The sequence below is a fragment of the Comamonas sp. SCN 65-56 genome (assembly GCF_001724135.1).
Classification (GTDB): Bacteria; Pseudomonadota; Gammaproteobacteria; order Burkholderiales; family Burkholderiaceae_C; genus Comamonas_C.
Window position 1 is genome coordinate 147,213 of sequence record NZ_MEDS01000001.1, and the last position, 24,836, is coordinate 172,048.

General features: G+C 63.2%; 25 protein-coding genes. 15 read left to right on the top strand and 10 right to left on the bottom strand.

Annotated elements, in window-relative coordinates:
* Positions 1-54: 54 nt before the first annotated feature.
* Positions 55-2,343 carry a TonB-dependent receptor gene (locus tag ABS45_RS00680; protein WP_291551782.1) on the top strand — a complete coding sequence of 763 codons (2,289 nt, stop codon included), beginning with the start codon at positions 55-57 and terminating at the stop codon, positions 2,341-2,343.
* A gap of 39 nt (positions 2,344-2,382) precedes the next feature.
* Here ABS45_RS00680 and ABS45_RS00685 read toward each other — a convergent pair whose 3' ends face one another.
* The 7 genes from ABS45_RS00685 to pqqA form a co-directional block, all read right to left on the bottom strand.
* The gene (locus ABS45_RS00685; RefSeq protein WP_291551784.1) at positions 2,383-3,657 is read right to left on the bottom strand and encodes an NAD(P)/FAD-dependent oxidoreductase; all 1,275 of its coding nucleotides are present in this window, start codon (positions 3,655-3,657) and stop codon (positions 2,383-2,385) included.
* Positions 3,654-3,986 carry a c-type cytochrome gene (locus ABS45_RS00690; protein ID WP_291551786.1) on the bottom strand — a complete coding sequence of 111 codons (333 nt, stop codon included), beginning with the start codon at positions 3,984-3,986 and terminating at the stop codon, positions 3,654-3,656. Before ABS45_RS00690 ends, ABS45_RS00685 begins: the two co-directional genes overlap by 4 nt.
* Positions 3,983-5,092 carry a pyrroloquinoline quinone biosynthesis protein PqqE gene (gene pqqE / locus ABS45_RS00695; RefSeq protein ID WP_291551788.1) on the bottom strand — a complete coding sequence of 370 codons (1,110 nt, stop codon included), beginning with the start codon at positions 5,090-5,092 and terminating at the stop codon, positions 3,983-3,985. The genes ABS45_RS00690 and pqqE overlap by 4 nt, the downstream gene beginning before the upstream one ends.
* Complete coding sequence (gene pqqD / locus ABS45_RS00700) at positions 5,076-5,354, bottom strand: pyrroloquinoline quinone biosynthesis peptide chaperone PqqD (RefSeq protein WP_291551791.1); 279 nt, start codon at positions 5,352-5,354, stop codon at positions 5,076-5,078. Before pqqD ends, pqqE begins: the two co-directional genes overlap by 17 nt.
* Positions 5,344-6,081, bottom strand: coding sequence for a pyrroloquinoline-quinone synthase PqqC (gene pqqC, locus ABS45_RS00705; RefSeq protein WP_291552123.1), 738 nt, complete (start codon positions 6,079-6,081; stop codon positions 5,344-5,346). The genes pqqD and pqqC overlap by 11 nt, the downstream gene beginning before the upstream one ends.
* Positions 6,082-6,096: 15 nt before the next feature.
* Positions 6,097-7,014 (bottom strand): pyrroloquinoline quinone biosynthesis protein PqqB, encoded by a 918-nt coding sequence (gene pqqB / locus ABS45_RS00710; RefSeq protein WP_291551794.1) that lies wholly within the window; start codon positions 7,012-7,014, stop codon positions 6,097-6,099.
* Positions 7,015-7,098: 84 nt separating this feature from the next.
* The gene (gene pqqA, locus ABS45_RS00715) at positions 7,099-7,173 is read right to left on the bottom strand and encodes a pyrroloquinoline quinone precursor peptide PqqA (RefSeq protein WP_084301274.1); all 75 of its coding nucleotides are present in this window, start codon (positions 7,171-7,173) and stop codon (positions 7,099-7,101) included.
* Positions 7,174-7,237: 64 nt separating this feature from the next.
* Between pqqA and ABS45_RS00720 the strand changes: the two genes are divergently transcribed.
* Positions 7,238-8,338: an alpha/beta fold hydrolase gene (locus ABS45_RS00720; RefSeq protein ID WP_291551796.1), complete on the top strand. Its 1,101-nt coding sequence runs from the start codon at positions 7,238-7,240 to the stop codon at positions 8,336-8,338.
* On the opposite strand, the gene ABS45_RS00725 is transcribed toward ABS45_RS00720, so the two are convergent.
* Positions 8,328-10,361: a sigma-54-dependent Fis family transcriptional regulator gene (locus tag ABS45_RS00725; protein WP_291551799.1), complete on the bottom strand. Its 2,034-nt coding sequence runs from the start codon at positions 10,359-10,361 to the stop codon at positions 8,328-8,330. The genes ABS45_RS00720 and ABS45_RS00725 overlap by 11 nt on opposite strands.
* 284 nt (positions 10,362-10,645) lie before the next feature.
* On the opposite strand from ABS45_RS00725, the gene pedF reads away from it, so the two are divergent.
* Together pedF and ABS45_RS00735 are read left to right on the top strand one after the other, a co-directional pair.
* Complete coding sequence (gene pedF, locus ABS45_RS00730; RefSeq protein WP_366246557.1) at positions 10,646-11,095, top strand: cytochrome c-550 PedF; 450 nt, start codon at positions 10,646-10,648, stop codon at positions 11,093-11,095.
* A 113-nt stretch (positions 11,096-11,208) separates the two neighbouring features.
* Complete coding sequence (locus ABS45_RS00735) at positions 11,209-11,979, top strand: transporter substrate-binding domain-containing protein (RefSeq protein WP_291551804.1); 771 nt, start codon at positions 11,209-11,211, stop codon at positions 11,977-11,979.
* 69 nt (positions 11,980-12,048) lie between these two features.
* Here ABS45_RS00735 and ABS45_RS00740 read toward each other — a convergent pair whose 3' ends face one another.
* Positions 12,049-14,160, bottom strand: coding sequence for a TonB-dependent receptor (locus ABS45_RS00740; RefSeq protein ID WP_291551807.1), 2,112 nt, complete (start codon positions 14,158-14,160; stop codon positions 12,049-12,051).
* 85 nt (positions 14,161-14,245) lie between these two features.
* Here ABS45_RS00740 and ABS45_RS00745 point away from each other — a divergent pair, with 85 nt between their 5' ends.
* From ABS45_RS00745 to ABS45_RS00765, 5 genes are read left to right on the top strand one after another with little or no spacing between them, the layout of a single operon-like run.
* Positions 14,246-15,115, top strand: coding sequence for a fumarylacetoacetate hydrolase (locus ABS45_RS00745; RefSeq protein ID WP_291552128.1), 870 nt, complete (start codon positions 14,246-14,248; stop codon positions 15,113-15,115).
* Positions 15,116-15,126: 11 nt separating this feature from the next.
* On the top strand, positions 15,127-16,356 hold the full coding sequence (kch, locus tag ABS45_RS00750; RefSeq protein ID WP_291551810.1) for a voltage-gated potassium channel protein: 1,230 nt from the start codon (positions 15,127-15,129) through the stop codon (positions 16,354-16,356).
* A 3-nt stretch (positions 16,357-16,359) separates the two neighbouring features.
* Positions 16,360-17,412 (top strand): mechanosensitive ion channel family protein, encoded by a 1,053-nt coding sequence (locus ABS45_RS00755; RefSeq protein ID WP_291551813.1) that lies wholly within the window; start codon positions 16,360-16,362, stop codon positions 17,410-17,412.
* 26 nt (positions 17,413-17,438) lie between these two features.
* Positions 17,439-18,413 (top strand): alpha/beta hydrolase, encoded by a 975-nt coding sequence (locus ABS45_RS00760; protein WP_291551816.1) that lies wholly within the window; start codon positions 17,439-17,441, stop codon positions 18,411-18,413.
* Complete coding sequence (locus ABS45_RS00765) at positions 18,410-19,273, top strand: YbgC/FadM family acyl-CoA thioesterase (protein ID WP_291551818.1); 864 nt, start codon at positions 18,410-18,412, stop codon at positions 19,271-19,273. Before ABS45_RS00760 ends, ABS45_RS00765 begins: the two co-directional genes overlap by 4 nt.
* Positions 19,274-19,313: 40 nt before the next feature.
* Here ABS45_RS00765 and ABS45_RS00770 read toward each other — a convergent pair whose 3' ends face one another.
* Positions 19,314-20,231 (bottom strand): folate-binding protein, encoded by a 918-nt coding sequence (locus ABS45_RS00770; protein ID WP_291551821.1) that lies wholly within the window; start codon positions 20,229-20,231, stop codon positions 19,314-19,316.
* A gap of 45 nt (positions 20,232-20,276) precedes the next feature.
* On the opposite strand from ABS45_RS00770, the gene mltG reads away from it, so the two are divergent.
* From mltG to ABS45_RS00800, 6 genes are read left to right on the top strand one after another with little or no spacing between them, the layout of a single operon-like run.
* Positions 20,277-21,266 (top strand): endolytic transglycosylase MltG, encoded by a 990-nt coding sequence (gene mltG / locus ABS45_RS00775; RefSeq protein ID WP_291551824.1) that lies wholly within the window; start codon positions 20,277-20,279, stop codon positions 21,264-21,266.
* Entirely contained in the window at positions 21,263-21,922 is a 660-nt protein-coding gene (gene tmk, locus ABS45_RS00780) for a dTMP kinase (RefSeq protein ID WP_291551827.1), read from the top strand. The genes mltG and tmk overlap by 4 nt, the downstream gene beginning before the upstream one ends.
* A complete protein-coding gene (locus ABS45_RS00785) occupies positions 21,915-22,943 on the top strand; it encodes a DNA polymerase III subunit delta' (RefSeq protein ID WP_291551829.1) in 1,029 nt (342 codons plus the stop codon). Before tmk ends, ABS45_RS00785 begins: the two co-directional genes overlap by 8 nt.
* 11 nt (positions 22,944-22,954) lie before the next feature.
* A complete protein-coding gene (locus ABS45_RS00790) occupies positions 22,955-23,314 on the top strand; it encodes a PilZ domain-containing protein (RefSeq protein WP_291551832.1) in 360 nt (119 codons plus the stop codon).
* Positions 23,315-23,357: 43 nt separating this feature from the next.
* Positions 23,358-24,167: a TatD family hydrolase gene (locus ABS45_RS00795; protein WP_291551834.1), complete on the top strand. Its 810-nt coding sequence runs from the start codon at positions 23,358-23,360 to the stop codon at positions 24,165-24,167.
* Positions 24,167-24,835 carry an ankyrin repeat domain-containing protein gene (locus tag ABS45_RS00800; protein ID WP_291551837.1) on the top strand — a complete coding sequence of 223 codons (669 nt, stop codon included), beginning with the start codon at positions 24,167-24,169 and terminating at the stop codon, positions 24,833-24,835. Before ABS45_RS00795 ends, ABS45_RS00800 begins: the two co-directional genes overlap by 1 nt.
* Position 24,836 lies beyond the last annotated feature (1 nt).

A 24,836-nucleotide genomic window follows, 5' to 3' on the forward strand; every position in this document is an offset into this window, starting at 1 on the left:
GTTGATGGCAGTGTTTCCTGATTTCCAACTACGCCAAATGATGAGGAGCAACCAATGGCGAAATACTGTTTGAAACCGGCAAAAAGCTGGCTGGTACTCGCATCGGCATTGCCGATGTTGGCGCTGGCCCAGCAGGTGGACATGGACAAGGTGCGGGCGCTGCCGCAGGTCAACGTCATCCAGCAGACGCCGCTGCCGGGTCTGGATGTGCCAGCTGACGAATATCCTGGCAATGTTCAAACGGCAACCGACGCCGATATCGAGAGCTCTGGTGCCAGCAACCTGGCGGATTTCCTCAATCGCCGCATACCCGGCGTCTCGACGGCGGATGTGCAGGGCAGCCCCTACCAGATTGACCTGAGTTACCGTGGTCATCGTCTATCGCCGCTGTTGGGTTCGCCCCAGGGTCTCTCGGTTTACATTGATGGCGTGCGCGTGAATCAGCCGCTGGGCGATGTGATGGACTGGGACCTGGTCCCGGAAATGGCCATCGCAGATATGTCTCTGATTCCCGGCTCCAACCCGCTCTATGGCCTGAACACGCTGGGTGGCGCCTTGGTGTTGGGCACCAAGTCCGGTCTGACCCATCCAGGCACGGAAATCGACGCCTCCATTGGCAGCTTTGGGCGCAAGCGCATCGAGTTCGGCCACGGTGCCCGTTGGTCTGACGGCTGGCACGGATATATGGCGGGGACCTGGTTTGATGAAAACGGCTGGCGCGAGCGCTCACCCGGCAATCTGGGCAATTTGTTCCTGAAATTGGGGCGCGACATGGGCGATACCGCCTGGTCGTTGAGCTATACCTATGGGCGCAGCAATCTGATCGGCAATGGCCTGCTGAACCAAAGCCTGTATGACGTCAATCCACGCGCGGGGTATACCTTCTACGACCAGACATGGAATCGCGGTGATTTGCTCAATTTTCAGTTGAACCATTCGCTTTCTCCCAATGATCAGATTGCTGCCGTGGTCTGGTACCGCTCGTCCAAGCGGCACGGAAGCAATGGCGACGTCAGCGAGGACTGGGACGAATGGATCGAGGATTGTGAAGATTCTGATGCGCCCGAATGCGTGAATCCGAGTGATCCTGGGTACATTCACAACAATGCCGTCTTCAATGACAGCAGAGCCAAATACTCGGAGGTCGGCGCGACCGTCCAATGGACCCACCAAGCGGGGGCGCACAAGTTTGCCTTGGGTGCCGAAATTGCACGCAGCTCGTCGCGCTACGACCAGTTCGAGCAGGAAGCGGTTTTTGACGCCAATCGCATCACTCAGCCATTGGCGGATGAAGACCTGGAGCATGAAGTCTCTTTGCGCGGACGCAGCAGCAGATTCAGCTTGTTTGCTGCAGATACCATCAAGTTGTCTGATCAAACACGCCTTGACATTTCAGCGCGCTGGAATCGCAGCCGCGTGCGCAATGATCTGGGGCACCCGGACGACTATGAACGCGAGAGTTTCAGCTATAGCAAGTTGAACCCTGCGATCGGCATCACGCACGCCTTCAGCAAGTCGCTGATCGGTTTTGCCAACCTGTCGCAGGGCACGCGCATGCCGTCGGCACTGGAACTGGGTTGCGCCGATCCGGACAACCCATGCACGTTGCCGGTGGGTCTCCAGGCCGACCCGTATCTCAAGCAGGTGGTGACACGCACGTTGGAGATCGGAGCGCGGGCTCGTCCGATGGAAGGGGTCGAGGTTTCGGGCGCATTTTTCCGCTCGGTCAACTACGACGATATCGCCTTCATGCGCTCGGGAATTTCGCAAGCCGGCTTCTTTGACAACATCGGCAAGACACGGCGCCAGGGCTTCGAGCTGAGCGCTCGCGTGCGCCGCGGCGACTGGGATTGGCGCGCGAGCTACGGTTACCTCGATGCCACGTACCAAAGCAGTGGCGTGCTGTTCGGGCCGCTCAGCACCACGAAGAACCCGAACGCTTTCCATCCGGGCACGCGCATGGCTGCGTTGCCGCGCCATGTGTTCAAGCTCTCTGCAGACTGGCGCGTCGCGCCGCGTGTCGTCGTCGGTGGCGATTGGCTCGTGGTGGGCTCGTCGGTGGCTGCGGGTAACGAAAGCGGCACGCGTCCCAAGCTGGGCAACGTGGCCGGTTTCAGCTTGCTCAATGCCCGCGCCAGCTGGCAGTTCAATGAGCGCTGGAAGGCTTACGTGCGCGTGAACAACCTGCTCAACAAGCGCTATGCAACCTACGTGGTGGGCAGCGAAGACGCTTTCCCCGGTGGCGTCATGGTGAGCCCGGGAGAGGACATGTCTTCTGCCCGCTTCCTCGCCCCAGGAGCGGGTCGCAGCATCATGGTCGGTCTGCGCTACGAGTGGAGGTAGTACGGGAAGTGGCAGAACACTGGACGCTGGGCAGAATGCTCAGCGATCCCAGATGTCCTTGCTGATGGATGCATACCAGGAGGCACCATAGCGTGCCTCCGCCGCTCTGAACGCCAAATCTGCATTCAGCGGGCTGGTGGCGTTTGAGCCGTGAATGTCGACCACGCGCCCCTCCTTGGCCTCATAGATGCCTGAGACCGCAATCCCGTAACCCGGGCCGATCAGGCTGTAGCAGGTATTGGCAAACCACGCCGTCGGCACCGGCTTGCCCAGCAGTTCAGCGGCCACGACGGCCGCTACCAGTTTGCCCTGGTTGTTGGCTGAAAACCCGGATTTGGGCATGGGCCCGGCAAGGCTTGCATCGCCGACGACATGGATACCGGGCACTAGCGTGGATTCGAAGGTTTCGCCCTTGACCGGCACCCAGCCGCCGCGGTCGGTCACGCCCGCGCGGTCAGCGATGAAGCCTGCCTTCTGCGGCGGAATGACGTTGAGCACGTTGGCCTTGTGGCGCTCGCCAAAAAAGGTTTCCACCTCCAGCGTCGCGGGGTCGACGCGCACGACCTGGCCATCTTCAGCCAGGCTCACCCATTCGATCATGTCGCCATAGAGCGCCTTCCAGCCCTGCAGGAAAAGTGCCTTCTTGGAAAAATTGTTCTTGGCGTCCAGCAGCAGAATCTTGCTGCGCGGCTTGTGTTGCTTGAAGTAGTGCGCGACCATCGCAGCGCGCTCATACGGTCCGGGCGGGCAGCGGTAGGGCGTATCCGGAATTGCCATGAGGAAAGTGCCGCCATCCGGCATGGCTTCCATTTGCCGGCGCAGCAGCAGCGTTTGCGGTCCTGCTTTCCATGCGTGAGGCGCCTTTTCGGCAGCCGCCTGGTCGTAGCCTTGAATTGCATCCCAGCGCATATCGACCCCGGGCGACAGCACGAGCTTGTCCCACGACAGCGTGTTTCCATCGGACAACTTGAGCGTACGCGCATGGGCATCGATATCTTGCGCTGTCGCATGCACGATCTGCACCCCTGCGACCAGCAGTCCGTCGTAGCCGTGACCAAGGCTCTCCCAAGTCCGCAAGCCACCAAGAAACAGATTGGAATAGGGGCAGGTGTAAAAGCGCGTCGCGGGTTCGACCAAGGTGACGTGGATGCCTGGTGCATACTGGCGCAGGTAGCGTGCCGCGGTACCCCCGCCAAAGCCTCCGCCTACCACTACGACACGCGCCGCGCCAGCCTGTGTCCGCGCCAGTGCCGGCGTTCCGATGGTTGCCGCAGCGCACAACGAGCCAGCCAGCCAGGCGCGACGCTGCATCATGGCGTTTCCTTTGCAAACCATTGCGCCAGCGCCTCGATCTGCGTTGCACTGTAGCCTTGCATCATCAAGGGCATCACCGTTGCGTTGGCGCCGGTGACCTGGTGGTTCTTGAAAGCCATCATGCGCTTGATCAAGTGCGCCGCAGGACGACCACGCAGCGCGGGAATGTCACCACTGCCACGCCCATCCACGCCGTGGCAGGTGGTGCAGTTGGCGGCGAGCACGGCGGTGTTGTTCACGGGTATCACCGATGCACTGGCCCCTGGTGGGGTGTTGGAGCAGGCCATCAGCGCCAGTGGCAGCAAGAGTGCAAGCGGTGCGCGCATCATGACCGGAGGCGCGATTCGGCGTCGGTACGAAAGACGATGTGCGCCTCCTTGCGGTGGCGTGCCTTCTCGACGATCTCCAATACCTTGCCATGGTGCGGTGATTTGTCACAGACCGGGTCGGTGGCGGCCGCATCGCCTGTCAGCAGCCAAGCCTGGCAGCGACAACCGCCAAAATCCTTGTGACGTTCGTCGCAGCTGCGGCAGGGCTCCTGCATCCAGGACTCGCCACGGAAGGCGTTGAAGGCGGAACTCTGATACCAGATGTCGGAAATGGATTGCTGCGTCACGCTCGGCAGATTCAGACCCGGCAGTTCGCGTGCATTGTGGCACGGCATCGCGACACCGTCGGGCGCGATGCTGAGAAACACCGATCCCCAGCCGTTCATGCAGGGCTTGGGGCGGTTTTCGAAGTAGTCGGGCACGACGAACAGAATGCGGCAGCGGTTGCCGATTTTTTCGCGATAGCGTTGCACGACGGCTTCAGCCTCCTGCAATTGCTCACGTGTGGGCATGAGCTGGTCGCGGTTGACCCAGGCCCAACCATAGTACTGGGTGTTGGCCAGCTCAAGGTATTCAGCCTCCATCTCCAGCGCCATGTCGATGATTTTGTCGACATGCGGCAGATTGTGGCGGTGCAACACGCAGTTCATCACCATGGGCCAATCGTGGTCCTTGATGATGCGCGCCACTTTTCTTTTGAGCTCGAAGGTCTTGGTGTGGCTCAGGAAATCGTTGAGTTGGCGTGTGCTGTCCTGAAATGAGAGCTGCACGTGGTCAAGCCCCGCTGCCTTGAGCCGGTCGGCGCGCTGGGCTGTCATGCCGACGCCAGACGTGAGCAGGTTGGTGTAGAAGCCCAATGCATGGGCTTCCTGCACCAGTTCTTCCAGGTCGTCGCGGTTCATCGGCTCGCCGCCAGAAAAACCGATCTGGGCTGCGCCCAAGGCGCGCGCCTGGCGCATCACGTCCACCCACTGCGCGGTTGTGAGCTCCTTGCCCACGCCGGTGTAATTGGTGGGGTTGAAGCAAAACACACAGTGCAACGGGCAGCTGTACGTCAGTTCCAGCAGCAGCCACAGTGGGGGAGCAATGTCATTCGAGCCAGCCACGCTTTGTGCCTTCCGCAATCAAGGAATGTATCTGCGGTGCAATCCCCTGGACATTGAACCGGGCTTCCAGCTCATCGATGATCGCGGAGACAGATTTTGAACCGTCGCAACGTCGCAGGATCTCGGCGGCACTGTCGTTGAGTTGCACCATGCCCTCAGGATAGAGCAGTACCCAGCGGGTCTGCGCCGGCTCATACTGCAGACGCATGCGGCGGGACAGGCGTGGAGGCGCCGTGGCTTGTGTGGAATCGTCAGAGTTCATGGCAGGCCTTCTCCACGGTGTCCAGCATGCTCCAGAGCACGTTCAGTTTGAACTGCAGAATGTCGAGTGCGCGCTGTTGTGCTGCGCGGGTGGTGAAGTGTTGCAAGGTGATACGCAGGCCGTGATCCACATCGCGTGTGGCCAATGGAATGCGGGTGCGGAAATAGCTCAGACCCTCGGTGTCGATCCACGGATAGTGCGTCGGCCAAGTCGCCAGGCGATCCTTGTGGATCTGAGGCGCGAACATTTCCGTCAAGGACGAGCAAACGGCCTCTTGCCAAGGCGCACGTGAAGCGAAATTCACGTAGGCGTCGCAGGCAAAGCGCACGCCCGGCGCCACGCGCTGCAAAGACCACAGCTCCGCCCGCGGTATGCCCACTGCCTCGCCCAGGCGCGTCCAAGCCTCAATGCCGCCGGCGTGGTCGCCTTCATGGTCACCATAGCCGTCGTGGTCCAGAATGCGCTCCACCCACAGACGCCGCTGCGCGCGATCGGGCATGTTGGCAATGATGGCCGCGTCCTTGCGCGGGATGCAAATTTGATAGTAAAAACGATTGGCAACCCAGCACCGCAGTTCATCCGGGCTGCAACCGCCAGCGTTCATCCGCACGTTGAATGGGTGGTGGATGTGGTAGGACTGACCTCTGTCGCGCAATTGCGCTTCGAATTCTTCGCGGGTCCAGGCTGGCAGAGAGGGGTCCGGCGGTGGACTGGTGGCAATATCCATCATGATGGCATGTGTTTAAAAGCTGATCTCCATGCCGTCGTATGCAACTTCAATGCCGTGCTGCGCCAATTGCGCCCGCTGCGGCGAGTCTTCCACCAGAATGGGATTGGTGTTGTTGATGTGAATCAGGATCTTGCGCGTGCGGCCAGGCAGCTTGTCGAGTTGTTCGATCATGCCACCTGCACCACTTTGTGCCAGATGTCCCATGTCGGCCGCCCGCTTGGCGGTCAGGCCCAAGCGCTGCATTTCATCGTCCGTCCAGAAAGTCCCATCGATGAGCACCACATCGCACCGCGCCATGCGCGCCAGCAGACCCTCTGTGATCGCACCCAAACCAGGCGCATAGAACACCCGGGCGTCATTGACGGGGTTTTGCATCAGCAGGCCAATGTTGTCGCCTGGTCGCGGTGCGTTGCGCCAGGGCGAGTAGGGCGGCGGCTTGGAAGACAGCGCTATGGCTTCGAGATGCAGCCCGGGCAACTGTTCCACGCTGAAGCGGCTGCCGTCGGAGGGGATAGTCTGTGCAGCCAGACCACAGTAGTGCGAGAGGATGCGCGTCAGCGGGAAGCCATTCTCGATATCCGAAAGGACCTCTTTGGTGGCCAGCAGCGGCAGCGGCCCCACATGTTCGCGCAGCATCAGCAGGCCCGTGACATGATCAATCTGCGCATCCATCAGCAGGACGGCAGCGATGCCGGTGTCTCGCCGGGCGCGTGCCGGCTGCAATGCGGGTGTCTGACGAATCTGGGTGAGGATGTCAGGAGAGGCATTGACCAGCAGCCAGTTCTGACCATCCGTACTGACGGCTACTGACGACTGTGTACGCGCGAACGCCTTGAGGCTGCCTGAGCGCACGCCAGTGCAGTTGGGGCAGTTGCAATTCCATTGCGGAAAGCCGCCACCGGCCGAAGAGCCGAGAACACGCAGAAACATGAGGGAGTAGTTCCAAAAGCAAAAAGGCGCACCCAAGATGCCTGGATGCGCCTTGAGGTTGACAACTGGGTCAACCGCCAGACCTCAACGGTTGGCGATATACATCGTGATTTCAAAGCCGAAGCGCAGATCGGTGAAAGCGGGTGCGGTCCATTGCATGGAGATCTCCTTGGTTAAAAATAAAAGAAACAATGTGCACAGACCACGAGCGCGTCATTGACGATTGCTCCAACGCACCAGTGGCTGGTACATATTAAGCAAAATCGATGCCATGAAAATTAACCATTCGTGGACTAAGCTTTTTAGTCTGCCGCGTTCTGGCTTGCACCGTATCGCTTGGCGCGATCTTGGCCCGCCGGATGCGCCGGTGTGGCTGGTGGTACACGGCGGGCCTGGCGGCGCCTGCCAGCCTGGCATGCTGGCGCCGTTTGATCTGCAGCGTGATCGGGTGATTGCGCCAGATCAGCGTGGTGCCGGGAGCTCGCGCCCCAGGGGGTTGCTTGCGCGCAACAATACGGCCGCCCTGGTGGAGGACTTGGAGGCCTTGCGCGCGCATCTGGGCATCAATCGATGGTCGATTCTTGCGGGTTCATGGGGGTCCGTGGTTGCTTTGGCCTATGCCGCTCGCTATCCCGACCGTGTGCAGCGCCTGGTGTTGCGCGGGTCATTTCGCCTGACGCGCCGTGAAATCGCCGGTTTGCTGCAGCCTTCGGTGCAGAAGGGCAAGCGTCTCGGCAGGGCTGACGCGGGATGGCCACTCGGACGCTCTTTGCCATTGCCGGTGGCACTTGGCCGGGCTGATCAGTTGCTCCAAAAAAGAGCAAGTGGTGCCACAGCCACGGCGCTCCTGCGGGGATGGCAATTGCGCGAACTGCGCGATGCGGCCACCGGGGTGCGCCGCAGTCTGCGACAGCAGTCCGCCGTACCGGCCGCGCAACAGCGGCGTGACTGGATGGCCTTGCGCCGTCAGATGCGCCGTCTCGATGCGAGTCTGCCGCGGACCCATCGACTGCCGCAGGATGCGCAACTTTGGTCGCGCTACCGCATTCAGGCGCATTACCTGTTGCACCGTGGTTTCATTGGCCCCCTGGGCCTGGATGCTGCCGTTCAGGCGGTATTGGTGCATCGCATCCCCGTTGATTGGGTACATGGCCAAGTGGATGCCATCTGCCCTCCCGCCAACAGCCACCGCTGGATGACGGCAGCGCACGGTGCTCAGTGGGTGCGGCTGCACCAGCCCGTGGCGGGGCATTTGTCCGGTGAACGGGCGATGCTGATGTGCCTGCGCGACTGCGTGGCGCAGAACAGAAGCATCAGTCTATGAGTCCCTGAGGCAAGAGGTGCTTCTTGCGGTAGATCGTGTTGCGTGATACGCCCAGCGCTTTCGCTGCGGCAGAGATGTTGCCCTTGTGCTGGCGCAGTATCTGGACCATGGTTTGCAGGGTCACGTCTTGCAGACGCTGGTTGTCCGCATCTGGATGAGGCAATGGCTCGGATGGCGTTGCGGCAGGATGGGGGTGAGGGGATTCGACGTCAGTTTCGACACGCGGTGCAACCGCACCAGACACATCCATCAAAAAGTCATCAGGCAAATGTTCGCGCTCGATGCAGCCATCGTCTCTGGCCATGACCACCGCCGTGCGCAGCAGATTGTGCAACTGCCTCAGATTGCCTGGCCAATGGTGACAACGCAACAGGGTCATGACGTCGCGCGATACGGCGACTGCAGGTCCGGTTTTGGACAACGACTGCAGGATTTTGTGCACCAGCGGTTCAAAGTCTGATCGGTCACGCAGTGCCGGCAACTGAACCACTATGCCGTTGAGGCGGTAGTACAGATCTTCCCGGAACTGGCCGTGGGTAATCATTTCCTTGAGGTTCTTGTGGGTCGCGCTTACCACATAGATATCGACGTGCAATTCGTTTGCAGAGCCCAGGGGGCTGACTTTGCGTTCTTGCAAAACACGTAGCAGCCGCGCCTGAAGGTGAGGCGGCATATCGCCGATTTCATCCAGGAAAAGCGTGCCGCCATGCGCCTGAAGAATCTTGCCGGGCGACCCTTTCTTACGCGCCCCCGTGAATGCACCTTCTTCATAACCAAACAGCTCGGCTTCAATCAGTGTGTCCGGGATGGAGGCGCAGTTCACGGGCACGAAGGGTTTGTTCGCCCGCTGGGAATCGTCGTGGATGGCGCGGGCCATGAGGTCCTTGCCGGTACCGGTCTCGCCAAGAATCAACACCGGGATATCGTGGTTGGCCACCTTGCGCAACTTGTGTATCACCGAATGGATCTGTTTGTCCCCTGTGTCCAGTTCGTCAAGTGCGCTCGCGCGGCGGCGTGCGTCGCTGCGCGAACGAGTCACCACCACCTCTTCTGGCGGTGGTGTCTTGGTGGGCTGTGCGGGCGATCCTGTTGCGCTGCTGTCCTGCATGGCGGAAAACAGCGGGGCAATCCAAGGACTCGTGGGCCTGATGTCCGCCTGGCACCACACATTGACGCCGTTGTGCATGCACAACTGCTTGGGGGCGGTTGGTGCGTTTCCGAACAGGTCAACGAGTGCCGATATGGGCAGATCAAAAAGCGATGAGAAAGTATGCGCCTTGAGGGCATTGAGTGACATGCCGAGCTGAAACTGCGCGCAGCGATTGGCCGAGAGAAAGCGTCCGTCGCGGGTAAACGCCACAAGCCCTTCCGCGAGAGTGCCCAGGAACTCCGCACCTGCATGGAAACGCAGCTGAATGGCTTTCGGGAAGCTGTTCTCCAGCATGCGGTTTTCCATCATCTGGACCGACATGCGCACCAGCGCCAGCGTGTGCGGGTGGTGACTGCGATAGTCCCCGGTTACGTCCAACGCGCCGAGCAATCCTCCTTCAGGATCAAAAATAGGAGCGCAAGAGCACGCCAAGCCCATGTTTGCAGCCAAATAATGCTGTTTGCCGTGAACGGTGACGGGTTGCAATTCGCTCAAAGCCGTGCCAATCGCGTTGGTTCCCTTGGTCCGCTCCGACCAGTCCACCCCGGGAAGCAGGGCCACCTTGGAAGCCTTCTCCTCGAAATCCGTATCTCCCAGCGTGTGCAGAAGCACACCTTGAGCGGAACTGAGCACCACGACGTTGCCGGTGTTGGCAATCTGACCATACAGCGTCTGCATCGCGGGGAAGGCGTGGTCGAGCAGCAGCCGGTTTTCATCCAACGCGCGTTCGAGCTGGATATGTGTCAGGCTCGAGAAATCCGGGTCATCGGCGGCCGCGACGCCAAAAGCCTGCGATCGCTCGTGGGCCTTGATGATGGAGTCCTCGTTTTGGGCTGAGACTGTTCCGGTGTTTGCCGCAGGGGAAGTGTGCATGGTTGATTCCTGCCTTGACTGCATGGCGCCCCTAGAGGCAACACTGCGTGTTCCAGTAATGATTCATTATGGAACAAACGATCGCTTCTTGGCGACCTATCGTTTTCCCTTATTCGAATTTTTGGCGATGAATGATCTGTTTTGGAGCATTCCAATGAACCTGGATCAAAATTCGCCTGAATTGGCACGCAATTTGCCTGTCTACCGGCACGCACGTTTTTTCATCTGGAGACTTCACCATGTTTTTTGTTTCTTCGTTTCTGTCCAAGATAGGCGCTCGCGGCTTGCTGGCGCTGGCGCTGGCCTGTGGCGCGTCGGTGGCATTGGCGCACGGGGACGTGACCCCTCAGCCGGTAGACACCCATACGTTGCCGAAGCTCGGTGACAAGTGGCTGGAGGACAACCCGTACAGCTCCGGGCCCCAGCACGATGAGGCGCTGCGCATCGGCACTTCGGGATACAACCAGAATTGCGCCCGTTGCCATGGTCTGGAAGCGATTTCTGGTGGAATCGCGCCCGATCTGCGCAAGCTGGACGATGAGTGCATTGGCTACGCCGATGAGGCCAAGAAGAAGGCTTGTTTCAAGGAAATGAACGATTACTTCATCAGCACCGTGCGCCATGGCCGCACGCGCGATGGTCGCGTATACATGCCGCCGTTTGAGGGTATGCTGTCACAGGAAGCTCTTTGGTCCATCAAGACCTATCTCGAATCGCGGCGTGGTGCGGAATGAAAAAAATGTGTGAAAAAGGCATCGGCTTGGGTCGTCGGCAATTGCTGCTCGGCGCCCTGCCGGCACTGGTATTGGGTGCGCAGGGCGCTCAGGCACAGGAAGAGCTGACCGGCATGGCGCGCATCCGCGCCGCTGGTGCGTTGAAGGTGGCGGTCTATAACGCCTTCGCTCCATTCTCCTACCGTACCGGCAAAGGGATGGAGGGTCTGGACGTTGATCTGGCCAAAGCGCTGGCGCAGCAGATGGGGCTGCAGATGACGCTGCTGCCCTTCGATGCTGACGAAGACATGAACGATGACCTGCGCAACATGGTCTGGAAGGGGCATTACTTGGGCTATGGCCCAGCGGATGTGATGCTGCATGTACCAGTGGACAAGTATTTCCAGCAAAACAACAAGCAGGCGGTGATTTTTGCGCCCTATCTGCGCGAGCAAGTGGTATTGGCGCGGGACACGCGCCGATTGCCCAAAGTGGGCAAGGCGGAAGACCTGAAGGGTGTTCCGTTGGCGGCCGAACGTGGCACGGGCGCTGCCAGCGCGCTCATAGGGCATGAAAACCATATGCTCAGCAGCCAAGTGCAGATCTACGAGGATGGCATCAAGGCGATGCAAGCCGTGCTTGATGGCAAGGCAGCCGCGGCCTATATCACCCGCGCCCAGGCGGAAACCGCCATTTTTCAGGCGAATCCCAAGCCGGAGCATATAGAAATCACCGACTTTCCATTGCAGGGGGTACCCAGGGATGGCTGGCCGGTGGGGATGGCCATCAAGTCAGGCAATGATGAGCTGGGCAAAGAGTTGGTACAAGCATTGACGGCCTTGCGCAGCAATGGTCAGCTGCTGGCGCTGTTCAAGCAGCATGGCTTGACGCTGGTGACGCCCTGAGGCGAGCGCGTCGCAGGCTCCAAGCAACCCCGGGCTGCTGTGTGCAGCATCCCGGGGTTTTTTGTGCCTTCAGAACTTGTAGGCCAGGCTGGCTCCGGCCATCCATTGGCGGCCCGGTGCCGCCTCATAGTAGCGCCCGTTGGATTCATTGACGATCACCGAGCCGACGTAGCGCCGGTTGGTGAGATTGTCGATACGAGCGAAGACGTCCAGGGTCCAGCGCCCCCAATCCCTGGCGTAGCCTGCGCTCAATGCGGCCACGCTGTAGGCTGGTGCATAGACGCTGTTGCTGTCGTTGGCGGCGATGGTGCCGACGTGGCGCCAGTCAATGCCTATGCGTGCACCCGGCAGCGGATGCCAGTTGGCCGCAAGGTAGGCTTGGCTGCGCACCGTACCTGCCAGGCGGTTGCCGGCGGCGACGCAATTGCCCTTGACGTCGCAATACCCTTGGGTCACGCGGGCATCCAGCAGGGTGAGCGCGAGGTTGAATTCCCACTGCTGCCCCAGCCAGGTGGTGCTGGCCAGCTCGAACCCCTGGCGGCGGGTGCGCCCGGCATTCTGAAACACGGTGCGACCGCCGGAATTCTCAGCGGCGACGATTTCGTCCTGGGTGCGGGTGTGAAACAGTGCTGCACTCCAATCGCCACGTACGCTCGGGGTGGCGTAGTGCTGGCGCACGCCGATCTCGATGCTGCGTGATTTTGCCGGCTGCAGGCCGAAGTTCAGGCCGCCAAGTCCGCCAGAGCGGTAGGAAATCTCGTTGAAGGTTGGTGTTTCGAAGCCGCTGCCCAGCGCGGCATAGATGAGGGTTGCGGCATTCAGCGCATGCTGCAGTGACACCACGGGCAGCGCGCGCCGATACCGGGCGTTGCCGCTGTCGTCTCCATTGCCTGGCGCAATGTACTCGTCGCGCGAGACGAAACGTACGTTGCTCCAGCGGAGGCCGGCGTTCAGCGCCCATTGGGGCGCGAAGGCCCAGGAGGCTTGGGCATAGGGGTCAATGTTGCTGAGCGTGTTGCTTTCGCTGCGGCGCAGGTCACCGCGCACACCCAGTGTCGACCCGATGAAATTGTTGTAGCCCTTGCGGTCTTCCCGCACGACGTTGGCGGTAAGCCCGGCGACCACATTGAGGGTACTGGTACCGATGCTGCGCTCGTGCGACCAGCGCAGATCCAGCCCGCCATAGTTGCGACCGAGGTCAATCACCCCGCCTGCACTGGTGGGGGGCTTCTGCGCGGCCGCCGGCGTGGACTGGAACTGCACGATGGCACGTGTGCCGACATAGCCGACCGCTTGCAGGGCGTTCTGTGCATCGATGCGTTTTTCGTATTTCAGTCCTGCCTGTGTCTGGCGCTGGCTCTTGCGGGCGTTGAAGTCCTGCGGCCCCTGCGCTACGGCGCGTGGGTTGGCCAGCCATTCCGCGGGCGAGACGCCACCGGGATCGAGTGCATCGACATTGATGTGGTTGACGACCAGCATGAGGTGGCTGTCGCCGGACGGCTGGGTATCAATGCGTGCGTTGAGCAGGTTCTTGTCGGCGCGGCTTTGCCTACGGTAGCCATCGGTCAAGAATCGACTGGCCGATACCACGTAACCGACCCCGTTGGTTTCGCCAGAGGCTTTCAGCCCGATGCGCTTTTGCCCGTTGCTGCCGATCGCAAAGCGGCTTTCCAGGCGGGGCGCGCCATGACCGCGTTCGGTGTAGGCGTTGATCACGCCGCCGGACGCGTTGCCATACAACGCAGAATAGGGCCCGCGCAGCACTTCAATGCGTTCGACCGAGGAGAGATCGATGTGGTTGGTCTGCCCCTGGCCGTCAGGCATGGTGGCGGGGATATCGTCGACATAAATCTGTATCCCGCGCACGCCGAAGGTGGAGCGGGCACCGTGTCCGCGGATGGAGAGCTGCAGATCCTGGGCGTAGTTCTGGCGGTTTTGCAGCAGCAGACCCGGGGTGGAGGAGAGCGATTCCGAGAGGTTGACCTGCCACTGCCGGTCGCGGATGTCCTCACCATCCACGACGGTAACGGAGGCCGGTACCTGCTCGAGTGGCGAAGCCAGCAGCGTGCTGCGTATGGTTTGCTCCGGCAGCGATCCAGGGGGAGACGTGGACTGCGCTGCAGCGGGAAGTGCGCTCAACACGAGGGCTGCTGCACAGGCCAATGGGTGGTGGGTGGGCATAGGGGCAATTTCTGTGGGGTGACGGTGAATCGGGCGAAAGGCACGCATGCTCGCGTAGCATGCAGGTTTTGATCCAGCATAGGAGATTGTTGTGCAAAAGCCCCTTATTGCCCTCTTGGTAGGTATGGGATTGATCACGGGTGCGCAGGCGGCGTGCCTGACCCAGGCCCAGGTTCAGACCATGGCGGATGACTATTTCGCCAAGAAGCCAACGCCGAACTTTGCTGCGCAAAGCGACAAGGATGCGGCCTGCACTCGCGCCCGATTCAACAAGCTGCTGGCGGCGCACTATGGCAAGGTGGTGGGCTACAAGGCGGGCTTGACCAACCCGGCCACGCAAAAGCGGTTCAACACCAACCAGCCGACATGGGGGGTGCTGTACGACGGCATGATCCAGCCCAACGGCTACACCACCGCGCCCAATTTCGGCGCGCGCCCGCTGTTCGAAGCCGACATGCTGGTGCGCGTGAAGGACGCGGGCATCAACAACGCCAGGACGCCCGAGGATGTTATCGCGCACATCGACCAGGTGATCCCTTTTATCGAACTGCCCGACTTGATCGTGCAGGCGCCGCCCAAGCTCAACGGCGCAGCGATCAACGCCATCAACGTTGGTGCGCGCTTGGGCGTGGCCGGTACGCCGATACCCGTGCCGGCCGATCGCATGGACCGTTTCGTGATGCTGGCACAACTGGCCAATATGGATATCAAAGTGATGGATCAGGCGGGCAAGCAGATCGGCCAGGGCAAGGGCAGCGACATCCTGGAGCACCCGCTGAACGCCGTGGTCTGGATCGCCCAGGCGCTGCACAAGGAGCACATTCGTCTCAAGCCCGGTGACGTGGTCAGCCTGGGCTCGTTCTCGGCGCTGATGCCGCCCAAGCCCGGATTGAGCGCGACGGTGAACTACGAAGGCCTGGCGGGCGCGCAGCCGGTCACGGTGAACTTCAAGTAAGACGGGCGCGCGTGGCCTTCTTGCAGCAGCGCTGGATGCGGTTTTCCGGGGCGCAGCGCGCGCGCATTGCCGCGCAGCGCCTGCACCGCCTGGCGCGCGGGCCGCTGTGGTTTCCGCACGTGCCGCTGGCGCTGCTGCTCGCGCTGGGCGGCATCTGGCTGCTGCAGGTGGATCTGGGCGCGCGCTGGGCGCCCTTCGTGCGCGAACTGCTCGCGGGCCAGCCCGGCATCACGCCCAACCTGCTGCCGCCGCTGCTCATCGGCAGCGGCATGCTGACGATGGCGCTGGGCCTGCTGCTGCGTTCGCGCGTCGCCTGGGTGATGGCTCTGCTGCTGGCGGCGACGGCGGCGGTGAGCATGCTTTTCGGCACGCATCGCAACGGCCATCTGTTGCTGGGCTACTTTTTGCTGCTGCTGGCGCTGCTGTCGGCGGCGTGGCGCCAGTTCGACCACGCCAGCATCACGGCAAGCACGCTGTTCGCACTCACCTCGGTGGTGATGCTGGTGCTCTACGCCACTTTGGGCACGTATTACCTGGGTGCGGAGTTCAAGCCGCCCGTCACCGATCTGATGACGGCGCTGTATTTCGCGATGGTGACCATGACCACGGTCGGCTATGGCGACATCGCACCGCATACCAGCGAGGCGCGCCTGTTCACGATCTCGGTGATCGTGCTGGGCGTGGCGGTGTTCGCCACCTCGCTCACCGCCGTGATCGCGCCGATGGTCGGCAACAGCCTGCAGCGTATCGTCAATCGCAAGGGAGGGCGCATGAAGCGCGAACACCATTTTGTCGTCGTCGGCAATTCGCCGCTGGCCATCAACACCTGGCGCGAGCTGGCGCGCCGGGGCCAGGGCGTCACGCGGCTGCTGCGCCAGAGCCCGTCCGAGGACATGCAGGACGTGGACCTGGTGGTGGGCGACCCAGGCAGTGTGGACGTGCTGCGCGAGGCGGGCGCGCACCAGGCCACCGCCGTGATGGCGATGCTCGACGACGATTCGGAAAACGCCTTTGTCGTGCTCGCGGTGCGCGAGCTGGGCGGCAGTGCCCGCACCGTCGCGGCGGTGAACGACGCAGCGCACCTGGCGCGCGTCAAGCTGGTGCAGCCGGACGTGGTGATCGCGCCGCAAATCCTCGGCGGTGAACTGGCGGCGATGCTGATGTGTGGCGAAGAGGTCAAGGCCGATTTCGTGATGCAGCGGGTGTTCCAAAAAAGCGCTGCGGCGCCGGTGAAAGGCTGACGCATGCCGCAGTGGCTGCAAGAGTCAAGCTGGCTGGGCCACACGGCGCTGTCGTGGCTCGCGGCGCTGTTGGGCGCGTTGCTGGCCTACGCGCTGGCGGCGGGTGCTGTCGCGCTGCTGGCCAGGCGCCTGGCGCGCCTCGCGAAGGCGCATCCGCAAAGCCCGGTGGGCATTGCCGCGCAGGTGCTCAAGGCCACGCGCGGCTGGCTGCTGCTGCTGCTGGCGCTGGCGGTGGCCGCGCGTGTGCTGCACCTGCCGGGTGAGCTGCATGCGCTGCTCGCACAGGGCATCTACGTGCTGGTGGGAGTGCAACTGGCGCTATGGCTCTCGCGCCTGCTGGTGTCTTCGCTCGAACACCTGGCGCAGCGCGAAGGCGCGCCGCGCAACCCGGTGCTGCTGGGCATCATCCAGTGGAGCACGCAGCTCGTCGTCTGGGTGGTGCTGCTGCTGGCGGTGCTCTCCAACGCGGGCGTCAACGTCAACACCTTCATTGCGAGTCTCGGCATCGGCGGCGTGGCGGTGGCGCTGGCGGCGCAAAGCGTGCTGGGCGATTTGCTGGCGTCGATCAGCATCGGCTTGGACAAACCCTTCGAAGTCGGTGAATTCATCGCCTTCGACGATGTCTCGGGCACGGTGAGCCACGTCGGCATCAAGAGCACGCGCATCGCCTCGCTCAGCGGCGAGGAGCTGGCGATCTCCAACGCGCAACTGCTGGGCAAGCTGGTGCACAACTACGCGCGCATGAAAGAGCGGCGCGTGGTCTATCCACTCTCCATCGCCATCGACACCCCGCGCGAGAAGGCAGAGCGCGTTGCGCTGGAGGTGCGCGAGATCATCTCGAGCGTGTCGCAGGTGCGCTTTGATCGCGGCCACCTCACGGGCTTTGGAGATGCCGCGCTCAATTACGAATTCATCTATCACGTGCTCAGCCCCGAATTTGCCCTGCACCGCGACGTGCAGCAGCACATCACGCTGGCGATCCTCGCGCTCATCGAGCGCGAAGGCGTGCGCCTGATCACGCCCACGCAGGTGCTGCATGCGCCGGCGCTGGCGTGAAGGGCCGTGATGCCGGAACCCGAACCATGAGTGCTTCTTCTTCCTCGTTGGCCGATCTGCCGCTCACGCCGCAGATGCGCGCGGTGCTCTCGGGCATGGCGCGCGCCGCGCGCCCCCGCCTGTACACGCTCATGCCCCAAGAGGCGCGCGACGCTTACGCCGCCGGTGCCGGTGTGCTGGAGATCGCCCCGGCGCCGCTCACCCGCGTGCAAGACCTGCGCATCCCCGCGCGGGACGGCTTTGGCCTGCCAGCGCGCCTGTATGCCGCAAGCGGCGAGGTCGGCCTGCCGGTGTTGCTGTATCTGCACGGCGGCGGCTTCACGATAGGCAGCATCGAAACGCATGACGTGCTGTGCCGCGAGCTGGCGCACCTGAGCGGCGCGGCGGTGCTGTCGCTGGGCTATCGCCTCGCGCCCGAGCACCGCTTTCCGGTGGCCATCGATGACACCTGGGACGCGCTCGCCTGGCTGGCCGCGCATGCTGGTTCGCTAGGGCTGGATGGTGCGCGCATCGCCGTCGGCGGCGACAGCGCCGGCGGCACGCTGGCCGCCGCCGCCGCCGTGATGGCGCGTGATGCGAATTTGAGCCTTGCGCTGCAACTGCTTTTCTACCCCGGCACCACGGCGCACCAGGACACCGATTCGCACGCGCGCTTTGCCAGCGGCCCCATCCTCGGCAAGGCCGAGATTGACTGGTTCTTCGGCAACTACATCGATCAGGCGCAGCGCGAGGACTGGCGTTTTGCCCCTTTGCTTGCGCCCGATGTCGATGGCGTGGCCCCCGCCTGGATAGGCCTGGCCGAAATCGATCCGCTGGTCGATGAAGGCATCGCCTGGGCTGACCGGCTGCGCATGGCGGGCGTCGCGGTCGATCTGGAAATCTATCGCGGCGTGACGCACGAATTCATCAAGATGGGCCGCGCGCTGCCCGAAGCGCGGCGCGCCCACCGCGATGCCGCGCAGGCGTTGCGCAAGGCTTTTGGACTGGAGCAAGCACTATGAGTACCCCGAGAGATTTCCGTTGCCACCTGCGTCTGCGCGTGCGTTGGTCCGAGATCGACCAACAGCGCATCGTGTTCAATGCGCATTACCTGACCTACGCGGACTGCGCCATGACCGAATATTGGCGCGCGCTGGGGCTGCCCTATGAAGCAACCATGCATGCGCTGGGCGGTGATGTTTACCTGAAAAAGGCGAGCGTGGAGTACCACGCCTCGGCGCTGCTGGATGACATCATCGATGTGGGCATGCGCTGCGTGCGCATTGGAGCGAGCTCCATGGTTTTTGAATGCGGCATCTTTCGCACCGATGTGCCGCTGGTATCGGTGGAGCTGGTTTACGTCTTTGCGGACCCGGCCACGCAGACCAAGAAGGACGTGCCGTCCGCGCTGCGCGCGGTGATCGAGAGTTTTGAGGCCGGCAGCGAGATGGCCGAGTTGCGTGTGGGGAGTTGGCAGGAATTGGGCGCCGCTGCCACCCCGCTGCGTACGGCGGTTTTCGTGCAGGAGCAGGGCGTTGCGCCCGAGGTCGAAATGGATGCGCTCGATCGTTTGGCGGTGCATGCGGTGGCCTTCAATCGCCTCGGCGCGGCGGTCGCCACCGGGCGTTTGCTGCCTGCGCAAGACGGCGAAGCCCGCATCGGCCGCATGGCGGTGTCGCGCACCTTGCGTGGTCAGCGCTGGGGGCGACTGCTGCTGGAGGCACTGGTGCGGGCTGCGCAGGAACGGGGCGATGCCAGTGTGCTGCTGCATGCCCAGTGCCATGCGGAGGGCTTTTATCAGCGTGCGGGTTTTGTTGCTGAAGGCGATGTGTTTGACGAAGCGGGCATGGCCCATATCGCGATGCGCAAGATGCTGCGCTGAGACGGGTCATACCCTTGGATTGGTGATTGAACCCGGGCCGTCAGATGCCTGTTGCCAAGGCGTAGGGCAGCGGGGTGATTTCCAGTAGCGCGCCGTGCGCAGGTGCGGTGCGCAGTTCATCCGTCGCACCATCGATAGCCAGTACGACCAAGGAAGCGTAGCCGCCAGTGGGCGAGGGTGCGGCTTGCACCACGGTGCCAATGTCGTCCTCAGCACGAAAAATCGCATCGCCCACGGCCAGTGCGCTCTGGCTGTGTGCCAGATAGGTACGGCGCTTGACACTGCCGCGAAACTGGCTGCGTGCCACGACCTCCTGTCCTGGGTAGCAGCCTTTGTGAAAATCCACGGCGCCCACGGATTCAAGGTTCAGCATCTGCGGCACAAAGGCATCGGCGACCGGCTGGCTGATCGTCACCACCCCGCTGCGCACTTCACTCCAGAGCCATTGCGCCGCATCGCCATCGGTTGCCGCGGGGGGCGGTTCGCCGACAGGCGCCAGCCAGAGTGCACGCATGCGGTCATCCGCCGGATGCAGCGCCACCGTGTGGGTGTTGTTCAGCGTTTGACAAAGGCCGGGGCTGGCATTGGCCGGCAGCAGAGACTGTGCAGTGCTCCCGAGCAAACCCATGAGCTGCATGTCTTGCGTGGCGTCGTGCAGCGTCAGCCGTGCGTGGAGCGTAAACAGCGCAAGGCGCTTGAGCGTGCCCGGCAGCACACTGCGGTGGCACACCAGAAAGAACTCCTGTGGGCCAGCTGCGAGTACGAGCAGGCTGGCGAGCACACGGCCTTTGGGGGAGAGGTAGGCGGCCAGGCGTGCCTGGCTGGTGCCCAGATGCAAAATGTCCTGCGTCAACTGGCTGTGCAGGAAACCGGCGGCATCCGGGCCCTGCGCACGAATGACGCCGAGGTGGGAAAGCTGGGTGGCGCCATGAACGAGCGCGGACGTGGCATGCGGCATGGGTCCATTATGATGATCGATTCCCTTTTTGCCTGCTGATGCGCGATGCGCCGCTTTTTCCTCGTGCTGATTTTGGTTGCTGCTGCCGTGGCGGGTGCAGCCGCCTGGTGGCTGCATGCGCCCATGGCATCGGGCAGCGCAGCGGCCATCGAACTCGAAGTGGAGCCTGGCGCCACACCTCGCGCAGTCGCCCAGGCGGCGGCGCAGGCGGGCCTGCAGGTGCCGCCGCGGCTGTTGTGGCTGTGGTTTCGGCTCTCGGGTGAAGACCGGCTGATCAAGGCAGGCAACTACGAGATTCCCGCCGGGACGACGCCGGTGCAGCTGCTGCAAAAGCTGGTGCGTGGCGATGCCACCATGCGGACCGTGACGCTGATCGAAGGCTGGAACATGCGCCAGGTGCGCGCGGCGCTGGCGCATGCCGACAGCCTCAAGCCGGATACGCAGGGCATGGATGACGCGGCGCTGATGGCCGCCCTGGGTCGGCCCGGCCTGTCGCCTGAAGGCCGGTTCTTTCCTGACACCTATGCCTACGCCAGGGGCAGCAGCGATATCGCGGTACTGCGCCGCGCCATGCGGCAGATGGACAAGCGTCTGGATGCCGCCTGGGCAGCGCGGGAGCCTGGCCTGCCGCTCACGTCGCCCGAGCAGGCGCTCACGCTCGCAAGCCTGGTGGAGAAGGAGACCGGCCGCGCGCAGGACCGTGCGCAGATCGCCGGCGTCTTCATCAATCGCTTGCGCGCTGGCATGCTGCTGCAGACCGACCCGAGCGTGATTTACGGCCTGGGCGCACAGTTCGACGGCAACTTGCGCAAGCGCGACCTGCAGGCGGATACGCCCTACAACACCTACACGCGGGCAGGCCTGCCGCCAACGCCGATCGCGATGCCGGGTCGGGCGGCGCTGCTGGCGGCGGTGCAACCGGGCTCCACCAAGGCGCTGTACTTTGTGGCGCGCGGCGATGGCAGCAGTCAGTTCAGCGCCACGCTGGACGAGCACAACCGGGCCGTCAATCGTTATCAGCGGGGTGGCAAATGAACCGGGGGCTTTTCATCACCTTCGAGGGCATCGACGGCGCGGGCAAGTCTTCGCATATCGCGCGGCTCGCCGACGCCTTGCGCGGCGCAGGGCGCGAGGTGGTGCTGACGCGGGAACCCGGCGGGACGCCGCTGGCTGAAACGTTGCGCGAGCTGCTGTTGCACCAGCCCATGGATGCGCTGACCGAGGTGCTGCTGGCCTTTGCCGCGCGGCGCGATCACCTGCGCCAGGTCATTGGCCCGGCCTTGGCCAAGGGGTGCGTGGTGCTGTGCGACCGGTTCACGGATGCGACCTTTGCCTATCAGGGCGCAGGGCGCGGGTTGGATGGTGCTTTACTATCGTATATGGAGCGCGTTGCGCAGACGGGTATTGCGCAAAACGATGATTTGATGCTTGATCCGGACATGACACTGTGGTTTGACTTGCCCCCCGCGGTGGCTGCCGCGCGGCTGGCGGATGCGCGCGCGCCGGATCGGTTTGAGTCGCAGCCACAGGCGTTTTTCAGCCGCGTGGCGCAGGGCTATGCCGATCGCGCCGCGCAGGCACCGCAACGCATGTTCCGCATCGATGCGGCACTGGAGCGCGAGCAGGTGGCCGAGCAGATGTTGGCAGCGGTGGCGGCGCGTGGCTGGCTGAGCGCGGATTCGCATGGCTGAAGTGGCTCCCTGGATTGCACGCCAGCGCGACCAGCTGCTGGCGCAGCGCGGCCATGCCTGGCTGCTGCATGGCCCTTCGGGGCTGGGGCAGTACGCGCTGGCGCTGGAACTGGTGCGCGCCTGGCTGTGCGATGCACCCGGCACGCAGGGCGCCTGCGGTCAATGTGCCAGTTGCCACGGCATCGCGGTGCGCACCCACGCCGATGTGCGCGTGCTGATGCCCGAGGTGCAAATGCAGCAGCTGGGCTGGCCGCTGCCGGAGAAGGCGCAGGCCGACATTGACGAAAAAAAGCGCAAGCCCAGCCGTGAAATCCGTGTTGATGCGATGCGCGAAGCGGTCGATTTTGTCCAGCGCACCAGTGCACGCGGACGCGGCAAAGCGGTGCTGGTCTACCCGGCCGAACAGATGAATGCGGTGACGGCCAACGCCTTGCTCAAGACCCTGGAAGAACCGCCGGGCGACGCGCGCTTCGTGCTGGCGACCGAGGCCGCGCATCAGCTTTTGCCCACGATCCGCAGCCGCTGCCAGGCCCATGCCTTGCAGTGGCCTGCGCAGGCCGAGGCGCAAGCCTGGCTGGTGGCGCAGGGCGTGGCGGCGGATGCGGCGCCGGTGTGGCTGCGCGCGGCCGGTGGGCGACCGGCCGATGCGCTGGCGCTGGTGCAGGCTGGCGGCAGCCCGCAGGCATGGGCCGGTCTGCCGCAGGCCCTCGCGCGCGGTGATGCGACGGCGCTGGCCGGCATGGAGCCGCCACAGGCGGTCGAGGTACTGCAAAAGCTTTGCCACGACGCGTTGGCGCAGCGTGTGGGCGCCGCGCCGCGCTACTTTGCCGTCGTAGATCTGCCGCCACCCGCGCAATTGCCATCCATTTCCGTGCTCACCCGTTGGGCCGCGCTGCTGCGTGCGCAGGCACGCACGGCGGAACATCCCTTCAATGCCGGCCTGATGCTGGAAGCGCTCACCGCCCAGGCGCGCGAAACGCTGGGCCATGCCCTAAACTCCGGTCACCCGAACCGCCGCTGACACCTACCGACATGGCTACCCCCGCCAATGCGCCACGCCCCAGCGTGATGCAGCTCAACATCAAGGACAAGGCGATGCTGCACGCGTCGTTCATTCCACTGTTTGCCGAAGGGGGCATCTTCGTGCCGACCACGCGTGAATACCGGCTGGGCGATGATGTCTACGTGCTGCTCTCGCTGCCCGAGCAGCCGCAGCGCTACCCGGTTGCCGGCAAGGTGGCCTGGGTCAACCCGGCGCGCGCCGGTGGCGGCCGCACCCAAGGCGTGGGCGTACGCTTTCCGGACGATGACAAGGCGCGCCAGCTCAAGCTCAAAATCGAGGAAATCCTCGGTGCGCTGCTGGGCTCGGACAAGCCGACACAGACCATTTGAGCGCTCTTGCCGCCTGGCGCGCAACGTGCGTGTGGCGTGAACCATGTTTGTCGATTCCCACTGCCATTTGAATGATCCCGGGCTTCGCCCGCAGCTCGCCGCCATCCGCGCGGCAATGGCGCAGGCGCAGGTAGACCGTGCGCTGTGCATCTGCACCACGATGGAGGAATTCCCGCAAGTGCACCAGCTCGCGCTGGACCATGACAACTTCTGGGCCAGCGTGGGCGTGCATCCCGAGACCGAAGACATGGCCGAGCCCAGTGTCAACGAGCTTGTACGCCTGGCGGTGCTGCCACGCGTCGTTGCGGTGGGAGAAACCGGGCTGGACTACTACCAGCTCGACGAGCGCAAGGGCGGCCGCAGCGTGGCAGACCTTGAGTGGCAGCGCGAGCGCTTTCGCACGCACATCCGCGCCGCGCGTGCGGCCGCTCGCCCGCTGGTGATTCACACGCGCAGCGCGAGTGAAGACACGCTCGCCATCCTGCGCGATGAAGGCGAAGACGGCAGTGCGGGCAGTGCCGGCGGCGTTTTCCACTGCTTCACGGAAAGCATGGACGTGGCGCGTTCCGCATTGGATCTGGGTTTTCATATTTCGTTTTCCGGCATCGTCACGTTCAAGAAATCGCAGGACCTGCGCGCGGTGGCGGCCTTTGTGCCGCTCGATCGCCTGCTGATAGAGACCGACAGCCCTTACCTCGCCCCCGTTCCCATGCGCGGCAAGCCCAATAGCCCGGCCTATGTGCCGTATGTGGCGCAGCAGGTGGCGCAGGTGCGGGGTGTGGAGATCGCCGAAATCGCGCAGGCGACGAGTCGCAACTTTGAACGGCTCTTCCTGAAAGGTGAAGCGGCGTGATGGCGCGCAGGCGAGTGCTGCTCCTGGCCTGGCTGCCGCTGATGGCGCCGGTAGCCAGGGCTGGCGCGTATGAAGATTTTTTCAAGGCCATCGAACTGGACGACGACCGCACGGTCGCAGACTTGCTGCGCCGCGGCTTTGATCCGAACGCGCGCGACCCGCGCCGCCAGTCGGCGATCATCGTTGCGCTGGACAAGGATTCGCGCAAGGTCGCTGCCGTGCTGCTGGCCAGTCGCAAGCTCAAGGTGGAAGCGCGCAATGCCAAGGACGAGAGCGCGCTGATGATGGCGGCGCTGCGCGGCAATCTGGAGGCAGCGCGCACCTTGATCGCGCGCGACGCCGATGTGAACAAGACCGGCTGGACGCCATTGCACTACGCAGCCAGCAGCAGTGCGGATACCGCCCAGGCCATGGTGCGTTTGCTGCTGGAGCACTCGGCCTACATCGATGCCGGTTCGCCCAACGGCACCACGCCGCTGATGATGGCGGCACAGTACGGCGAGATCGACGTTGCCCGCCTGCTGCTGCAAGAGGGCGCGGACCCCTCCATCAAGAACCAGCTCGGCCTTGCCGCAGCGGACTTCGCGCGCAAGGCGCAGCGCGATGGCCTGGTGCAGGACATCGTGCGCGCCCTGCAGCAACAGCGGCCCGACAAGGGCCAGTGGTAGG